We start from the raw sequence: 16,430 nt of genomic DNA, 5'->3' as shown, positions 1-16,430 counted from the left end.
CTGCTCGCTACTTGGCCGACAGGGCCGCGATGTCGATGGTCCAGACCGCGTTGTACACGACGCCGGTCACGCTCTTGGCCGCGGCGATGTTGTTGCCGGGCTGCAGCAGCGGGATGAACGGGCCGTCGGTGTTCAGCGCCTTCTGCAGGTCTTCGAAGCGGCTCTGTCGCTCCTCGTCGCTGCCGCCGGCCGCGGCCGCGTCGGCGAGGGACGAGATGGCGGGATTCGCACCCTCGGCCCAGCCGGATCGCAGGCCCACCACGTTGCCCGGGGTGAACACGAGGTAGTCGCTCGGGTCGGGGTAGTCGGGGCCCCAGTACCACAGGCCCATCGTCTCGGTGCCGTTGCGGTAGGCGTCGAGCTCGGTGGCGACGGGCGCCGGGGCGAGCTCGACGGTGATGCCGACCTCCTTGAGCTGCGACTGGATGCGCTGCGCGATCGTCGGGAAGTCGATTCCGTTCAGGCTGATGTCGCTGGGGAAGTTGAGCGTCACCGACTCGCCGGCGTAGCCGCTCTTCGCGAGATCGGCCTTGGCGGCGTCGAGATCCTGCGTGAGCTTCGCGCTCTCGGGCAGGGCGCCGAGCAGCATGCTGGGCACGACGCCCGCGGCCTGCGCGGTGCCGGTTCCGGCGATCGACACGAGGTCGTCGTAGTCGATGGCCTCCTTGACGGCCTTCACGAAATCGGGGTTCGACGTGACGGCCGAGACGCTCGGGTTCTGGTTGAGCAGCAGGAAGATCACGTTCGCCGACGGGTCGCTGGTGACCGCGACCGAGTCGCCGAGCGCTGATGCCTGGGTGCCCGACAGGTCGAGCGCCAGGTCGGCGCTGCCGCCCTCGACGTTGATCTTCTGGGTGGCGCCTTCGACGTTCTGGATGACGACGCGGCCGTATCCGGGTGCGTCGCCGTCGTAATTCTCGTTCGCCTTCAGCACGACCTGCGAGGCGAGGTCGAGCGTGTCGAGCACGTACGGGCCCGAACCGGCCGAAGTGGTGTTGAGGAACTTCTCGGCGGTGTCGGTCTCGTCGGTGGTGCCGCCGTTCTCCTTCACGACCGTGGAGTTCAGGATGCCGAGGGCCGGGTTGGCGAGGATCGCCGGGAGGGCGGGCGTGGGCGTGGCGGTCGTGAGCACGACGGTCTTGTCGTCCTTCTTCGTGACGGTGACGCCGTCGAGGAGGAACGAGGGGTTGCCCTTGAGGCCGATCACGCGCTGCAGCGAGAACACCACGTCGTCGGCGGTCATCGGTGTGCCGTCGGAGAAGGTGTGGTCGCCCTTCAGCGTGAGGGTGAAGGTCTTCGCGTCAGCCGACTGCTCGAGGCTCGCGAGACCGTCGACGACCTTCGAGACGTCGCCGCCCTCGAAGGTGAGGAGGGTCTCGTAGAGCGCCTTGTCGACCAGCTGGCCGGTGGGCTCGTACATCCGGCCCGGGTCGGCGGTCTTGAGGTCGAAGGCCTTGTCGATCGTGAGTGTCTTCGTGCCGCCGTCGGCGGTGTCGGTGCGGCCCGAGGAGCAGCCGGCGACGAGGAGCGTGAGCGAGACGGCAGCGGCGGCGAGCGCGATCAGGGTAGATCTGGAGCGCACGGTGCGGGCTGTGTGTGTGGAGCGGAAAACCATGGCGGCCTCCTGGGAAGGGTTCGTCTGGACGGTGTGGGGGTACTTTGGCACAATTTCGCGCAGTACTTTTTCGCGGAGGCGTTATCGTGGACGAATTGCAATCCCGTTTACAGAAAGAGACGGAAATGTCGATCATCGATCAGGCGGCGACCCTGCCCGCTGGACAAAGCGCAGCCGGTCTCGACGAGGTGAATCTGCGCATCCTGAGCATTCTGCGCGAGAACGGCCGCATCTCGATGTCGGCTCTCGCGGAGCGGGTGAACGTGTCGCGGGCCAGCGTGTACAACCGCGTCGAGCAGCTCACCGCGGCCGGGGTGATCACCGGGTTCTCGGCCCAGGTCGACCCGGGCAAGGTGGGGCTCGACGTGTGCGCGCTGGTGTTCGTGACGGTGCATCCGCAGTCGTGGCACCGCTTTCGTGAGGGAATCCTGCAGATGCCGGATGTCGAGTACTGCTGCATCACCACGGGTGAGCACGACGCCATGCTGCTGGTGCGATCACTCGACATCGGCGGCGTGCACGACTTCGTCACCGGGGTCGTCGCCGCGCGGCCGGAGGTGAAGTCGGTGGTGTCGGTGGTGGTGCTCGATGAAGTGGTGCGTAAGCCCTACCTGCTGCCTTCAGACATCCCCGACCGCTCCGGATCGACGAACCGCCTGGGCATGACGCGTTTCACCACCGCGGGCAACGGGCGCGACTCCGTGCGCTGACCAGGGGTGCTGTCAGACCTCGACGCAGATGCTCACGTGGTCGACACCGTCGATCTCGAAGTCCTCGACAAGGCGCACGCGGCCCTCGCCGTCGAGCTCGACGCGGCTTGCGCCGGTGCCGCCGACGACGGCGCCGTCGGCGAGCATCACATGCACGAAGGTGACCGACAGGAAGTCGCCCTCACGCGTTCCCACGAAGCGCCCGAAAGTGACCGTGTCGCCCTCGTAATCGCCCCAGATCACGCCGTCGCGCTCGGAGTACCGGAACCGCGAGGGCGACTCGGGATCGACTGCACTGTTGGTCGACGACGTCATCACGAACTCGCGGCCGTCGAGAGTGGGGGCGGTACGCAGGCTTTCGGTCACAGTCGACGAGTATGCAGCACTTCATCACCTGTCTGGCACGACCGAGCGAAACGTCGAGCAATTCGCGTCAGAACAGTCGAGATTTGGACGAATCGCCCGATTCGCCCTCCTCCCGTGGATGAGTTGCCGCGTCAGAAAGCCTGCACGAGGGTGGCGAGCGCGCGGTCGGACGTGCCGAAACGGTGGGCGGTGATGGACACGGCCTGCTCGCGCAAGAACGGCAGCAGCTCGAGCCGGCCGGCCTCCGTGACCGGGCCGCTCCAGACTGCGACATCCGGGCGCCCGTCGGTCGCGGCCACGATCTCGGCGGCCTCGGGTGACTCGGGTGCCGAGCCCGAGACGAGACGGATGCGCGCAGGCGGGTTCTGCGCGAGCGCCGAGCGCCACTCGGCCGGCGTCTGCACCCGCACCGGGAGCGGAATCCCGGCGAGCAGTTCGGCGAGCTCCGCCGTGGCCACGCTCACTTCGGCGGCGGCTCCGCTTCGGAGCGCGGCGGCGACGACCCGCACGAGTTCCGCCGGCACGGCCGTCACCCCCGCGCGAACGACCGCGCCGTCGAAAGGCCGGTAGCGGAACACGTTGTGTTCGGCCGTGACCTGCGAGACGTCTTGGGCCACGCCGAAGCGCTCGGCCCACAGCCGGGAGTCGCTCTGCGCCGCCCTGGCGAGCGACCGGTGCTCGGCGTCGCCGACCAGCGGGGAGCCGGCGGCCGCTCGGAGCAGCGCGGTGACCGCGGGCTGCGGCGCATCCGTCGCCCCCTCCCGAGACACGGCCGGCAGCCACGAACCGAGGTTGACGAGGTAGTTCGGGCCGCCGGCCTTCGCGCCCGCGCCCACCGACGACTTCTTCCACCCGCCGAACGGCTGGCGCTCGACGATCGCGCCCGTGATGCCGCGGTTGACGTAGAGGTTGCCGGCCTCGATGGTGTCGAGCCAGGTCGAGATCTCGCCGCGGTCGAGGGCGTGCAGGCCCGAGGTGAGGCCGTAGTCGACCTCGTTCACGATGGCGATCGCCTCCTCGAGCGTGTCGGCGGTCATGATGCCGAGCACCGGGCCGAAGTACTCGGTGCGGTGGAAGGCCGAGCCGCGGGCCACGTGGTCGCGCAGGCCCGGGCTCCACAGCCGGTCGCTCGCGTCGAGCGGCCTCGGCTCGATCAGCCAGCGCTCGCCGGCGCCGAGCTTCGTGAGCCCGTCGCGGAGTTTCGGGCCGGGCGCCTCGATCAGCGGCCCCATGCGGGTCGACGCCTGGTCGGGGTAGCCGACGGTGAGCGAGCCGATCGCATCCATCAGCTGCGAGCGGAAACGTGGCGACGTGGCCACCGAACCCACCAGCACCACGAGCGACGCGGCCGAGCACTTCTGGCCCGCGTGGCCGAACGCTGACGCCACGACGTCTTTCACCGCGAGGTCGAGGTCGGCCGAGGGCGTGACGATCACGGCGTTCTTGCCGCTCGTCTCGGCGAGCAGCGGAAGGTCGGGGCGGAAGGAGCGGAACAGCTCGGCCGTCTCGAACGCTCCGGTGAGGATGACGCGCTCGACGGCCGGGTGCGACACGAGCTGGCGGCCGAGCGACTCCTCGTCGACGTCGACCAGCCGAAGCACGTCGGTGGGAACTCCGGCCTGCCAGAGCGCCTCGGCCACGAGAGCGCCGCTGCGGGCGGTGAGGCCGGCGGGCTTGAACACGACGGCCGATCCGGCGGCGAGGGCTGCGAGGGCGGAGCCAGCGGGGATGGCGACCGGGAAGTTCCAGGGCGGCGTCACCAGCGTGACGCCGGCCGGCGTGAACCGGGCGCCGTCGACGGCCTCGAGCTCGAGGCCGCGCTCGGCGTAGTAGTGGGCGAAGTCGACCGCCTCCGACACCTCGGGATCGGCCTGGTCGACGGTCTTCCCGGCCTCGGCGGCCATCACCTCGATCAACTCCGCGCGGCGGGCCTCGAGGGCGTCGCCCGCCCGGTGCAGGATGGCGCCGCGTTCGGCGGCTCCCCGCTCGGCCCACGCGCGCCCGGCTTCGATGGTGCCGGTCATCAGGGCCTCGAGCTCGGACCCGTCGCGCACGGCGGCCGCGCGCACGGCGGCCATCCCGAGGGTCGACGTGGGCACACGCCGAAGGATGCCGGCGGCCCAGGTGCGGTTGGACTCGACCGAGGGGTCGGTGTCGGGCGTGTTCTCGAACCTCCCGGGCTCGGAGCGCTGCACCGCGGCATGGCGGTCGGCCACGCGGCGAGCCGGTGGCACCGCGCGGTCGAGTGCCTGGAGCGACGCCAGGAACCGGTTCTTCTCGCGCTCGAACAGCTCGGGCCGGTCGTTCAGCTCGAACACGGCCGACATGAAGTTCTCCTGTGACGCCCCCTCCTCCAGTCGGCGGATCAGGTAGGCGATCGCCACGTCGAACTCCTTCGGCGACACCACGGGCGTGTACAGCAGCAGCGATCCCACCTCGCGCTTGACCGCTTCGGCCTGGCCCTGCGCCATGCCGAGCAGCATCTCGAACTCCAGCCCGTCGCGCACGCCGCGGTGACCCGCGACGATCCAGGCGTAGGCGAGGTCGAAGAGGTTGTGCCCGGCGACGCCGAGCCGCACGTTGCCGATGCGGTCGGGGTGCAGCGCGTAGTCGAGCACGCGCTTGTAGTTGGTGTCGGATTCCTGCTTGGTCTGCCAGGTGGCGAGCGGCCAGCCGTGCAGCGAGGCCTCGACCTGCTCCATCGGCAGGTTCGCGCCCTTCACCAGGCGCACCTTCACCCCGGCTCCGCCCGAGGCGCGGCGCTCGGCCGCCCAGGCCTGTAGCCGCATCATGGCGCCGAGGGCGTCGGGCAGGTAGGCCTGCAGCACGATGCCCGCCTCCAGCCGGTGGAACTCCGGCCGGTCCAGGATGCGCATGAAGACCGCGAGCGTGAGGTCGAGGTCTTTGTATTCCTCCATGTCGAGGTTGATGAACTTGGCCGGCTTGCCGCTGAGGGTGGGCTTCAGGGCGGCGCTGAAGAGCGGGATGAGTTTCGCCACGACGTCGGTCACCGAGTCGTCGAAGGCCCAGGGGGCGTGCGGCGCCACGGTCGACGAGACCTTGATCGAGACGTAGTCGACGTCGTCGCGGCCGAGCAGGCGCACGGTCCCGCCGAGCCGTCGCCCCGCCTCCTGTTCGCCGAGAACGGCTTCCCCGAGCAGGTTGACGTTGAGGCGGGTGCCCGGTTTGCGGATCTTGGCGATCGCGGGTCCGAGCTTGCGGTCGGTGGCGTCGATGACGAGGTGGCCCACCATCCGTCGCAGCACCTGGCGTGCGATCGGTACCACGACGCCCGGGAGCACGGGTGCCATCGCACCGCCCAGCCGAACGGCGGCCCGGAGCGGCAGCGGGAGGAAGGCGGGGACGTCGGGTGCGATTCTCGCCAGGGTCGCCGCGGCGACCTTCAGGTCCTCGGGTCGCACCACACCGTCGACGAAGCCGACCGTGAAGTCCAGGCCCTTCGGGTCGGCGAGCACGCCAGCGAGTCGGGTGGCCGAGGCATCGGCGTCGTGCGTCGCGGCCTCGGCCAGCCAACGGCGAACCAGGGCGACGACCTCGTCGGCCACTGCCGCTTGGTCGGGGGCGCTGGAATCGAGGGGGGCGAGGTGGGTCAGATCCGTCATGAGACCATCGTCGAGCCGAACAACACCTCAGCAAAAGCAACGCTTTGTGACGCATACTGCTAAGACGAACTGATGGAACGGAGAAAGAGCGGATGCTCGATGTGCGAAAACTCGTGCTGTTGCGTGAGTTGGCCATCCGCGGCACCATCGCCGCCGTCGCGGAGGCCCTCAGCTTCAGCCCCTCCGCCGTCTCGCAGCAGCTCAGTGCGCTCGAGCGCGAGGCGGGCGTGGAGCTGCTCCGCAAGGCCGGCCGGCGGGTGCAACTCACCCCGCAGGCCGAGGTGCTCGTCGCGTCGGCCGCCGAACTGCTCGACACGCTCGAGCGCGCCGACGTGGCGCTGCAGGCCTCGCTCAGCACCGTGAGCGGCACCGTGCGGGTGGCGGTGTTCCAGTCGGCGGCGCTCACCCTCATGCCTGCCGCGCTCCGCTCGATGACCGACGAGCATCCGGCCGTTCGCATCGAGATGGCGCAGCAGGAGCCGGGCCAGGCGCTGCACGACACCTGGGCGCGGGAGTTCGACCTCGTGGTGGGTGAGGAGTACCCGGCCCACTCCGCACCCTGGCTCGACGGCCTGGAACGGCACGACCTCACCAGCGACGCGATCGAGCTGGCGCTGCCGGGCGAACGCGAGAGCCCGCATCCGCTCGCCGGATTCGGTGATGCGCGCAGCATGCCCTGGGTGATGGAGCCGCGCGGCACTGCCAGCCGGCATTTCGCCGAGCAGCTCTGCCGCACCGCGGGCTTCGAGCCCGACGTGCGCTACGAGACGGCCGACCTGCAGACCCAGATCAGGCTGATCGAGACGGGCAACGCCGTGGCGTTCATGCCCGAGCTCGTCTGGGCGGGGCGGCCCACCACCTGCCGGCTGATCGTGCCTCCGGGCGCCCCCCGGCGCACGATCTTCACCGCCCACCGCTCGTCGGCCAGCGGATCCGCGGCCATCACCGCGCTGCGCGCCGCCCTCGCGGCGTCGGCCGCCGCCTGGCGCGGCGTGGGCTCGCCGCTCTGACGGCCGGATTACCGCCCGACTCATCGTGGCCGGCCGCTGAATGCCGCCGATTGGCGATCAACTCCACGGGTGTCTCGTTTGCCTCGTCGGGTGGAGAGTCCGCCGCCACGCCACGATCCGAGATGTCGATCATCCGGTCGCCGGCTTGCGCGCTGACCGGTCAGCCTCAGGGGAGTGTTCTAGAAGCTGCCGATTCCTTTTCCGATCAGAACGACGCCAATGATCAGGAGCAGGATCGCCATCACGGTTGCGTTGTTGCGGAGAAGCCACTGGTGCAGTGCCTCCAACGGGCCAGCGACCTTGGCCGAGGCCACGAGGTAGGCGATCACGGGGAGCGCGACTGTAGACGCGGCGATCAAGGTGAAGATCACGATCACCAACGTGGTTGCGCCGATCGTCAGGTCTCCCGAGCCGATCGCGACACCGGCGCCGACTCCCATGAGCAGGTTCTTCGGGTTCAGCGCCGACAGAGCGAAGCCGAGGAGGAAGCCGCGAACGGCGGTCATCGAGTCGATCGCGGCCATCCACTTCGGCAACGCGGGCTGCCCACCGTCGTGCGGGCGGGAGCGCCACTGCCGGAACGCCAGGAACAGCAGGCCCAGGCCCAGGATGATCGTGATCACTCCGGCGATCGGCTTCGGCCCGTCATCGCCCGACTCGGGCAGGATCGACGCCAGCAGGGTGAACACCACGACCGCGACGATCACGCCGAGCACCCATCCGGCCAGGAACCCCAGGCCGGTGGTGCGCGCAAGGGGTGAGAGCAGCATCAGGATGGCTGCGATGATCGGGATCGGGCTGATCGCGATCCCGAGCGCCAACGGGAGGATCTCGCCGATGACAGACCCCATAGCCGTCACGCCCCTGTCGAGTCGGCGAGCTTGCGCACCCGCGGGTACGACCATGTGCCATCGAGAATGGTCTCGCCGGGCATGTAGAGGCGGAACACCAGCCGGAAGGCCGCATCCGGAGCCGGCAGCCAGTTCGCGCGCGCGACGGCATCCGATGGCTCGCCCCGCGAGATCGTGATCGTGAGCGACCCGTCATCGGCGTAGCGGATGCCCGCGGTACGGTCACCGAGCGAGTAGCGGTCAATCGCGTTGTCGACGAGGTAGTAGTTCGGGATGTCGTAGAGCGTGATCGACCAGAACGCGCCGACCGGCGGCGGTGACGGCACCACGATCTCGTAGGTGGACTCGCCGGTGAGCGGCGCACCGTCGATGTCGGTGAACGCCTGGGCGTAAACGGCCTCGTAGGCGTGGTTGCCCCAGAGTCCGAGGCGGCAGGCGATGGCGCGGATGAGGATGCGCTCCTTCTCGTCTCCGATCTTCCAGAGGTCTTCATCGACCGTTCCGAGGCCGAGCGCAAAGGAGTTGTAGTCGAAGGAGTGCAATCCGACGGTCCAACCGTCGAAGACGGGGGCGTGTCCACCCTTGGTCGCTTCCTCGAGTCCCGCCACTCCAGCCGCGTGGCCGGATGCTCGGGCCTCGGCGGCATCGTCGGCCCACAGCGGTTCGAACAGTCCCTGATAGCCGGCTTCGGCCTCGGGGGCCCGGAACGCGGTCGACCACGCGTGTGCCTCGGCCCAGAACAGCGCGGCGGCGTCCGATGCCTCGGCGGAGGTAGCGGGAATGCCCGCCAGGGCCGACATGGGGTCGATTCGGTCGAGAACGACCGCGTCCTGGAGTGCGGTGACGGCGGGGATGTCGTCGGGCCCGGTGCAAGCGAACCGGCCGACGATCGACACGATGTCAGTGGAGGCCCGGATGACGGGCAGCTCAGACTCGCCGGCCCATCCGGGCGGCACGATCAGGAAGCTGCCGGCGGCGTTGCCGGTGGCACGGGTACCGACGTAGGCGATGTTGTTCGTCCACGCGTCGACGAACTGGAACACGTAGTACCGGTCGCCGGTGGCCGGGACGTCGAGGCGGAGGGGTCCGCCGGAGAGGTCGAGCTGCGCCATCGAGTACACGGTGTCGTTGTTGATCGTCACGAACGTGTCTTCGGGCCCGGCGAGTTTGCGGGCGTGGGAGAACGAGTTGAACGGCGCGGCAGGGTTCGATCCGATACCGGTGGCGACGTACCGCTGCACCTGCCGGAGGTTCTCGACCAGGGGGTAGTAGTAGATGTACGCGGCGGTCGCCGTCTCTGTCTGGGTGCTCAACCTCGGATCCTCTCCATCGTGCTCGCCACATCGCGGGCGCTATTCAACGCTAGTGGTCCGCGCTGCGCCGCCCCGACGCGAGAGACCAGACCGTCGGACGGACGCGCTCTTGAGTCGTGCTCAGCTGCAACTGGGCGACCTCGTGAACGAACGTTCACGAGAAGGCGGCGGCTCTGCATCCAGCTCGACAGGTGAAAGGGAATCCAGGAACGTCCATGACGGAGTGTTCTGAGGCCTCCCGATTGACTGGGTTCCGGCGAAGACCACCACGACGAGTTGTACCGGTGTGTCGAAGAGATGGTGCGTCGTGCAAGTAAGGCCTACGGGCGCGTGAACCCCGATCCACCGACTAGGCATCGCGTGCATGGACGAGCGATTGTCAGGTGATGGTGGAGAATCGAGCGCGTGAAGCTGTCGTTGGTTGCCGAGGTTTCGTTGCCGGAAGGCGTTGATGCGTTCCATCTGTCCAAGACCTCTCTCACCGCTGGGGACGGCGCGCTCTGGGGTGTCGTGAACGTCGAGGACAAGGACGAGTGGGAGACCTGGATCGTCCGTGCCGACGGAGAAGGCTTGGCGCATCACGCGCTGTCGGCAGCAGATGTCGAAGACGTCTTCAGTGGGCAGGCGATCGTCGACGTGGGAGGCGGGTCGGTCGCTGTCGTGCTCTCGGCCGATGTGGTGCGGGTTCTCGACCCTGCGTGCTCCGTCGTCGCCGATCTCGTGATCGAGAGGGCGCACGAGTTGCGTCAGGCGGAGCTCCAGATCACGCCGAGCACGGCACGGGGTGAGCGCGGTGGGGCCCACATCCTGCGCCTGGGATCGAGATTCGGCGCGCGCACTCTCGTTTCCTTGCAGCTCGACGTCGCCTCCGGCTCGGCCAGCTGGGGCACTCCCTTCAGCCTCGACCCGTCCGCTTATCCCGTGGACAGGTACGGCAGCGACGACTTCGAGGGCAATGATGACCCGACGCCGCCGATCGTCGGCGACGTCGCCAACCTCGACGACGGCATCCTCGTCTCCACCGAGGGATCGAACGAGTTCGTGCTCCGCTACGGCGCGGACTTCTTCACCGTCGACCGGGTGAACGACGACGGGAGTGTCGCGGCACGAATCCACGAACAGTCCGGGTGGAAGCGGATGCCGGGAAAGCACGGCTGGCAGGGGCGCATCACATCCGACGGCGACGCGGTCATCGTGACCCCGGTGTTCTCCTCGGGAGAGTGGAAGGGTAAGCAGAGGATCCTCTGCCTCGCAGACGGCTCCTTCGAGGCCCTGTCCATGCCGCGCGGGGCGTCGAAGAGCACCCTTCTTGACGTTCGCGACGGGCGCGCGTGGCTCTTCGACGGGAGCGCTCGCCTGCTGTACTGCGACCTGTTGGGCGAATGATCAAGCTGCACAGGTCGATCTCATCGGATGCGTCGCCCGCCCCGCGGGGCGATGATCGCGAAGCGCGCTCCTGGATGAGGCGGATCAGCTCGCGGTCGCCTCTCCGGGGAAGGCGACGCGTCGCAAGACATCCATGAAGTCGTCGCCCGGCGTGCGGTCGCGGGAGTCTCGATCAGTGGCATGTTGTCTACGGCCGGTAGATGTGTGAAAGTGCTCTACGCGCGTAGAACCATCGTCGGTCGCCTCCTCGAAAGACCGACCGCGATTGTTGTGAAGGAGCATCGATGTCGCTGACCGCTAGTCCATCCGTGTCCGTGTTCGGGAGCGCGGTGCGCGCATGAGTGGTCGACGCGCAACCCGCGACGACGTGGCCCGCCTCGCCGGCACGTCCACCGCCGTCGTCAGCTATGTGCTCAACGACGGACCTCGAAACGTATCGGCCGAGCGCCGTGCCCGCGTGCTCGACGCGGTCGCTCGCCTCGAGTACCACCCCAATGCCATGGCGCGCTCGCTCGCCGCCACGCACACCAAGACGCTCGGGATGATCGTCCCGAACATCTCCAACGCCTACTTCTCGGAGCTCGCACTGGCTGTCGAGGAGGCCGCGACCACGCGGGGGCTCCTGCTCTTCCTCGGCAATTCCAATGAGGACGTGGGCCGCGAGGAGGCGTACGTCTCGAGCTTCCTCGAGCAGCGCGTCGATGGGATCGTCATGATCGGCGTCGCCCTGTCCGCCGCGTACGAGAAGGCGACGAAAGCCGGCATCCCGGTCGTCATCGTCGACCGGAACATCCCCGCCAGCAAAGCCTCGACCGTGAGCATCGACCATCGCGCCGCCTCTCGCGCCGCCACCGAGCACCTGCTCGGCCACGGCCACACGCGGATCGGATGTCTGGCGGGCCCCTCGGATCAGCCGGTCGCGCAGGACCGGTTCCTCGGCTGGCAAGACGCGCTCGTCTCCGCCGGGATCGAACCGTCCGAGCAGCTCGTCGTGCGATCCGAGTTCTCGATCGGATCGGCGGAGGAAGCGATCGCCGCGGTGGGGGCACGGGTCGTTCCCGCCCGGTCGACGGCGATGATCGCGTGCAGTGACGAGCAAGCCAGAGGCCTGTTGCTCGCGATCGCGGCCGCCGGCGTGCGCCTCCCCGAAGACACCGCTCTGGTCAGCATCGACGGAACCCGCGAGGGCCTCTACACCATGCCGAGCCTCACCTCCGTCCAGCAGCCGTTCGCCGGGTTGGCGACGGCGGCCTTGGAGACCTTGCTCGACGACGACGGCGGCACGGGTCATACCTCGGTGCCGTTCGGGTTCCGAACCGGGGCGTCCTGCGGGTGTCTGCCGGGCAGGTCATCGTCGTCGTACGGAAGGAACTGATCGTGGAGTACATCGACGAGTTCGAACGCCGCTTCGGCATCAGCCAGGAGCCGTATGGCCTGGCGTTGAACGAGCTCCAGCAGGCGATGGAAGCCGGACACGATGTGAGCGCGGAGCGGCGCCGCTTCGCCGAACTGTCGTTCGCCGACGAAACCGCTCTCACCGAGCTCTACGAGACGCTTCCCCTCGTCCCGCCGAGCGACAGCCCGTACTTCGAGGAGTCCGGCCTCGCCGACATCCTCGAGTCTCTTCCGGCCGCGTCGAGAACTGCTCCTTCGCTCGGCGGGATCTCCGATCGCATCCGTGGGGCCTGGCACGGGAGGCTCGCCGGCAACATGCTCGGAAAACCGGTCGAGCTGGGCTGGGACATGGAGCAGACGGAGCGGTACCTCCGGGCGCAGGACGCGCTTCCCCTCACCGACTACATTCCGATTCCGGATGTCTCGGTCACCGCCCTGCACGCGTCGGGGTTCCTGATGGATTCCGTGGTGCCCTATGCCGCCGTCTCCCGCGGGCGCATCGACGGCGGTGTGCGCGACGACGACATCGACTACACCATCCTCGGGCTGCACCTGCTCGAGACCTACGGTCCGGCGTACCGGACCTTCGACGTCGCTTACGAGTGGCTCCACCGCCTGCCGCTGTACCAGACGTACACGGCCGAGCGGGCCGCCTACAACAACCTGGTGCGCGAGATTCCCCTCGAGGAGGTCGGCGAGTTCCACAATCCCTTCCGGGAATGGATCGGCGCCCTGATACGCGCGGACGTCTTCGGGTACGTGCGTCCCGGCCATCCACGCGCCGCGGCCACAATGGCATACAACGACGCCGTGCTCAGCCATCGTTCCAATGGCATCTACGGCGCCATGTGGGCGGCAGCCCTGATCTCCTCCGCGTTCGTGGCAGAAAGTCCTGAGGAATCGATCGAGCTCTCCCTCGCACAGATCCCGCCGACGAGCCGCCTCGCTGAAGAGATCCGTACGGTGCGAGACCATCACCGTGCCGGCCGGCCCTGGGGCGAGTCGGTGCGGGGGATCAGCGTGCGCCATCCCGGCATGAGCTGGGTCCACACCATCAACAACGCCGGCGCCCTGACCGCCGCCTTGTTGTGGGGTGGCGGCGACTTCACCGACACGATCGCCCTGGCGGTGCTCGCCGGACTCGACACCGACTCCATCGGGGCCACAGCCGGTTCCTGGGCGGGCGCGTACGTCGGTTACGACCGGATACCGCGGCACTGGCTCGAGCCGCTGCGCGGACGGACCCACAGCGCTCTGTTCGGCTTCGCCGACATCGACCTGGACGACCTCGCCACGCGCACCCTCCGGCACCTCCCGCACTCCGGCAGCTGAGCGCGGCCGGAACACATTCGTACCGTCCACCCGGCGCGGCATCCGTCACGCGCCCGCACCACTGAGAGGAACCACATGGAATACGTGCCAGATGTTCAGAAGGAAATGGGCATGACGCAAGACCCGTGGGGGCTCGCACTGGGCGAGCTCGACCAGGCCGAGCAAACTGGACGCGACGTCGATTCGTTCAGGACCCGGCTCGCCGAACTGAATCCGAACGACGAGTCGCACCTCCTGGCGCTCTACGACCAGGTGCTCGCCTTGCCCGCACCCGCCGACTGGCCCTATTTCGAAGCATCCGACCTCCCCGCAATCACCGCCTCCTTGGCCGACGTGGGCGAGGGCTCTGCACCCGCCGACATCGACGATCGGATGGCCGGAGCGTGGACCGGGCGGGTCATCGGCAACATGATGGGCAAGCCCTTCGAGATCGGGCCCACGCGCGCGAGCATCCGTTCCTACCTCGAACCACTCGGCCGGTATCCGCTCGCTGGATACGTACCGTTCGCCGACGGTGCAGACCGCGCCCAGTTGGGCATGTGGGGCTTCGAAGGTGTCACGGAGAGCCGCATCGACGGCGGTACGCGAGACGACGACATCGACTACACGGTGCTCGGACTGCACCTCGTCGAAACCTACGGCATCGACTACACCACCCGGGATGTCGCCGTCGAGTGGCTCAGCAGGTTCCCGGCGTATCAAGTGTTCACGGCGGAGCGAAACGCCTACCAGAACCTCATCCGCGAAGTGCCTCTGGATGACGTGGGGGAGTACCACAACCCCTTCCGGGAGTGGATCGGCGCCCTCATCCGTGCTGACATCTTCGGCTTCATCTACGCGGGTAGATCTCGAGCCGCCGCGCTTGCGGCCTACTACGATGCGCGATTGAGTCACCGTGCCAATGGCATCTACGGGGAGATGTGGGCGGCCGCTCTCGTCGCGTCCGCCTTCACGTCGCCCACGCCGGAAGCGTCGGTCGAAGAGTCCCTTCGCCACCTGCCGCCGGCCAGTCGCCTCGCCGAAGAGATCCGCACCGTCGTCGAGGCATACCGCTCCGGCGCGAACTGGGAGACCGCTTTGGACGCCCTCGCCGCGCGTCACCCACGGATGAGCTGGGTGCACACCATCAACAACGCCGGGGCCCTCACCGCCGCAATCCTCTGGGGCGAAGGCGACTTCGCCCGAACCGCAGGACTCGCGGTCACCGCCGGATTGGACACCGATTCCATCGGCGCGACCGCCGGGGCCTGGGCCGGAGCGTTCGTCGGGCTCGAGAAGATCCCGGCCGCACTCGCCGATCCGCTCCACGACTCCTACCGCAGCGGCGTCTTCGGGATCGGCGACGTCCGCCTCTCCGATCTCGCCACCCGTACGACGGCACTCGTCCGTCGATTCCAACCCTGAACCGCCCGCTCACCGATCAAGCAATGGACAAAGGAGTCATCCCGATGAACACCCCACTCACGAGCGACACCGACGCCCCCGTCGACATCCCCGACGGACGCGTCGGCGATCGAGAAGGTCGCGCCTACGCGCCGCTCCTCGCGCTCACCAACTTCGGCTCGTACATGGCGATCCTGACACCGATCATGCTGACACTCCCGCTGAAGATCCAGGACGTCGTCGGCCCCGATGAGGCCGCCGGCGCGTTCGGTCTCGTCGCCGCGATCGGCGCGGTCTTCGCCATCATCTGCAACCCCCTCGCAGGCCGGCTCTCCGATCGGACCGTGTCCCGCTTCGGCCGTCGCCGGCCCTGGATCCTCGGCGGAGCGATCGGCGGCGTGCTGAGCCTCTATCTCATCGCGTCAGCCAACTCGCTGTGGATGATCATCCTGGGCTGGTGCCTGGTGGAGATCTTCATCAACTCCGCCCAGGCGGCCGCCAACGCGACGGTGGCCGACCAAGTACCCGACGCGCGGCGCGGTCTCGTGTCCGGGCTCGTCGGGTTCGGTCTGCCGATCGCGCTGCTGGTCGGGTCGATCGTGGTCAACGTCTTCACCGGTTACATCGAGCGGTTCGTCGTTCCGGGCATCCTGATGCTCCTCTTCTCCGCCTTCTTCGTCGCAGTGCTGCGCGACAAGCAGATAGAGCGGTCGAGCGTGCCGCGATTCTCGCTCAAGGAGTTCGGCATGTCGTTCGTCTTCAACCCGCGGAAGGCGCCCGACTTCGGCTGGGTCTGGCTCAGCCGATTCGCGATCATGTTCGGCTACAGCGGCATCAACACCTACACCGTGTATCTGCTCATCGATCGATTCCAGATCGGGGGCGCCGAGCTCACAGGCCTCATCGTCGCCAACAATCTCGCTTCGTGCATCATGACGATCATCTCGAGCGTGGTCTTCGGAGTGCTGTCCGACCGCCTTCGCAACCGCCGCGCGTTCGTCGCACTCGGATCCGTGCTCATCGCAGCGGGGCTGCTCCTGATCGCGTTCGGCCCGGCGCCCATCTGGATCACGATCGCCAGTGCGATCCTCGGTCTCGGAGGAGGTGGCTTCTTCGCCGTCGATCTCGCCCTCGCGACCGAGACCCTGCCCCACAAGAAGGACACCGCGAAGGATCTGGGTGTGCTCGCGATCACGAACGGTCTTCCGCAGTCGATCGCTCCCGCGATCGCGCCCGCCATCATCGGTCTCGGGGTCACCCTGTCGATAAACGGCTACCAGCTGCTGTACGGAATCGGCGCCGTCGTCGCCGTGCTCGGCGCGGTCTTCGTCTACCGGGTCAAAGGCGTCCGCTGACGCCGAGGGCGGGGACGGAGCCTCAGCTCGTCCCCGCCCCCAGCTCTCTGGGCGAGTGATCGTCCCCGGCCGATGTGGTGGGAGCGCTCCG

Annotated in this window: 12 protein-coding genes; 7 read left to right on the top strand and 5 right to left on the bottom strand. The window is 68.2% G+C overall.

All coding sequences use genetic code 11. The annotated features are described in order from the left end of the window. Positions 1–7: 7 nt before the first annotated feature. Complete coding sequence (locus tag BLW00_RS01560; protein WP_092551795.1) at positions 8–1,582, bottom strand: ABC transporter substrate-binding protein; 1,575 nt, start codon at positions 1,580–1,582, stop codon at positions 8–10. A gap of 158 nt (positions 1,583–1,740) precedes the next feature. Here BLW00_RS01560 and BLW00_RS01555 point away from each other — a divergent pair, with 158 nt between their 5' ends. Continuing rightward, on the top strand, positions 1,741–2,325 hold the full coding sequence (locus tag BLW00_RS01555) for an Lrp/AsnC family transcriptional regulator (RefSeq protein ID WP_092548206.1): 585 nt from the start codon (positions 1,741–1,743) through the stop codon (positions 2,323–2,325). A 12-nt stretch (positions 2,326–2,337) separates the two neighbouring features. Here BLW00_RS01555 and BLW00_RS01550 read toward each other — a convergent pair whose 3' ends face one another. Both BLW00_RS01550 and BLW00_RS01545 read right to left on the bottom strand, forming a co-directional pair. Beyond that, positions 2,338–2,691, bottom strand: a complete 354-nt coding sequence (locus BLW00_RS01550; RefSeq protein ID WP_245741181.1) for a hypothetical protein — start codon at positions 2,689–2,691, stop codon at positions 2,338–2,340. 131 nt (positions 2,692–2,822) lie between these two features. Further along, on the bottom strand, positions 2,823–6,314 hold the full coding sequence (locus tag BLW00_RS01545) for a bifunctional proline dehydrogenase/L-glutamate gamma-semialdehyde dehydrogenase (RefSeq protein WP_092548203.1): 3,492 nt from the start codon (positions 6,312–6,314) through the stop codon (positions 2,823–2,825). A 92-nt stretch (positions 6,315–6,406) separates the two neighbouring features. Between BLW00_RS01545 and BLW00_RS01540 the strand changes: the two genes are divergently transcribed. Next, on the top strand, positions 6,407–7,324 hold the full coding sequence (locus BLW00_RS01540) for a LysR family transcriptional regulator (RefSeq protein ID WP_092548200.1): 918 nt from the start codon (positions 6,407–6,409) through the stop codon (positions 7,322–7,324). Between the two features lie 179 nt (positions 7,325–7,503). Here the strand turns inward: BLW00_RS01540 and BLW00_RS01535 are convergent, their stop codons facing one another. Both BLW00_RS01535 and BLW00_RS01530 read right to left on the bottom strand, forming a co-directional pair. After that, complete coding sequence (locus BLW00_RS01535; protein WP_092548197.1) at positions 7,504–8,175, bottom strand: GAP family protein; 672 nt, start codon at positions 8,173–8,175, stop codon at positions 7,504–7,506. A gap of 5 nt (positions 8,176–8,180) precedes the next feature. Continuing rightward, the gene (locus BLW00_RS01530; RefSeq protein ID WP_092548194.1) at positions 8,181–9,488 is read right to left on the bottom strand and encodes a DUF1254 domain-containing protein; all 1,308 of its coding nucleotides are present in this window, start codon (positions 9,486–9,488) and stop codon (positions 8,181–8,183) included. Between the two features lie 405 nt (positions 9,489–9,893). Here BLW00_RS01530 and BLW00_RS01525 point away from each other — a divergent pair, with 405 nt between their 5' ends. The 5 genes from BLW00_RS01525 to BLW00_RS01505 all read left to right on the top strand — a co-directional run bounded on the left by BLW00_RS01525 (position 9,894) and on the right by BLW00_RS01505 (position 16,339). Beyond that, positions 9,894–10,874 (top strand): hypothetical protein, encoded by a 981-nt coding sequence (locus BLW00_RS01525; RefSeq protein ID WP_092548190.1) that lies wholly within the window; start codon positions 9,894–9,896, stop codon positions 10,872–10,874. A 337-nt stretch (positions 10,875–11,211) separates the two neighbouring features. Continuing rightward, positions 11,212–12,249 (top strand): LacI family DNA-binding transcriptional regulator, encoded by a 1,038-nt coding sequence (locus BLW00_RS01520; protein ID WP_092548187.1) that lies wholly within the window; start codon positions 11,212–11,214, stop codon positions 12,247–12,249. A gap of 2 nt (positions 12,250–12,251) precedes the next feature. Beyond that, entirely contained in the window at positions 12,252–13,601 is a 1,350-nt protein-coding gene (locus BLW00_RS01515; protein WP_217634262.1) for an ADP-ribosylglycohydrolase family protein, read from the top strand. A gap of 111 nt (positions 13,602–13,712) precedes the next feature. Beyond that, complete coding sequence (locus BLW00_RS01510) at positions 13,713–15,005, top strand: ADP-ribosylglycohydrolase family protein (protein ID WP_217634261.1); 1,293 nt, start codon at positions 13,713–13,715, stop codon at positions 15,003–15,005. A gap of 44 nt (positions 15,006–15,049) precedes the next feature. Further along, positions 15,050–16,339 carry an MFS transporter gene (locus BLW00_RS01505; RefSeq protein ID WP_175494082.1) on the top strand — a complete coding sequence of 430 codons (1,290 nt, stop codon included), beginning with the start codon at positions 15,050–15,052 and terminating at the stop codon, positions 16,337–16,339. Positions 16,340–16,430 lie beyond the last annotated feature (91 nt).

The sequence above is a fragment of the Herbiconiux ginsengi genome (assembly GCF_900107435.1).
GTDB lineage: Bacteria > Actinomycetota > Actinomycetes > Actinomycetales > Microbacteriaceae > Herbiconiux > Herbiconiux ginsengi.
The sequence above is the reverse complement of the archived record's forward strand: the minus strand, read 5'-3'. Positions and strand labels throughout refer to the sequence as shown.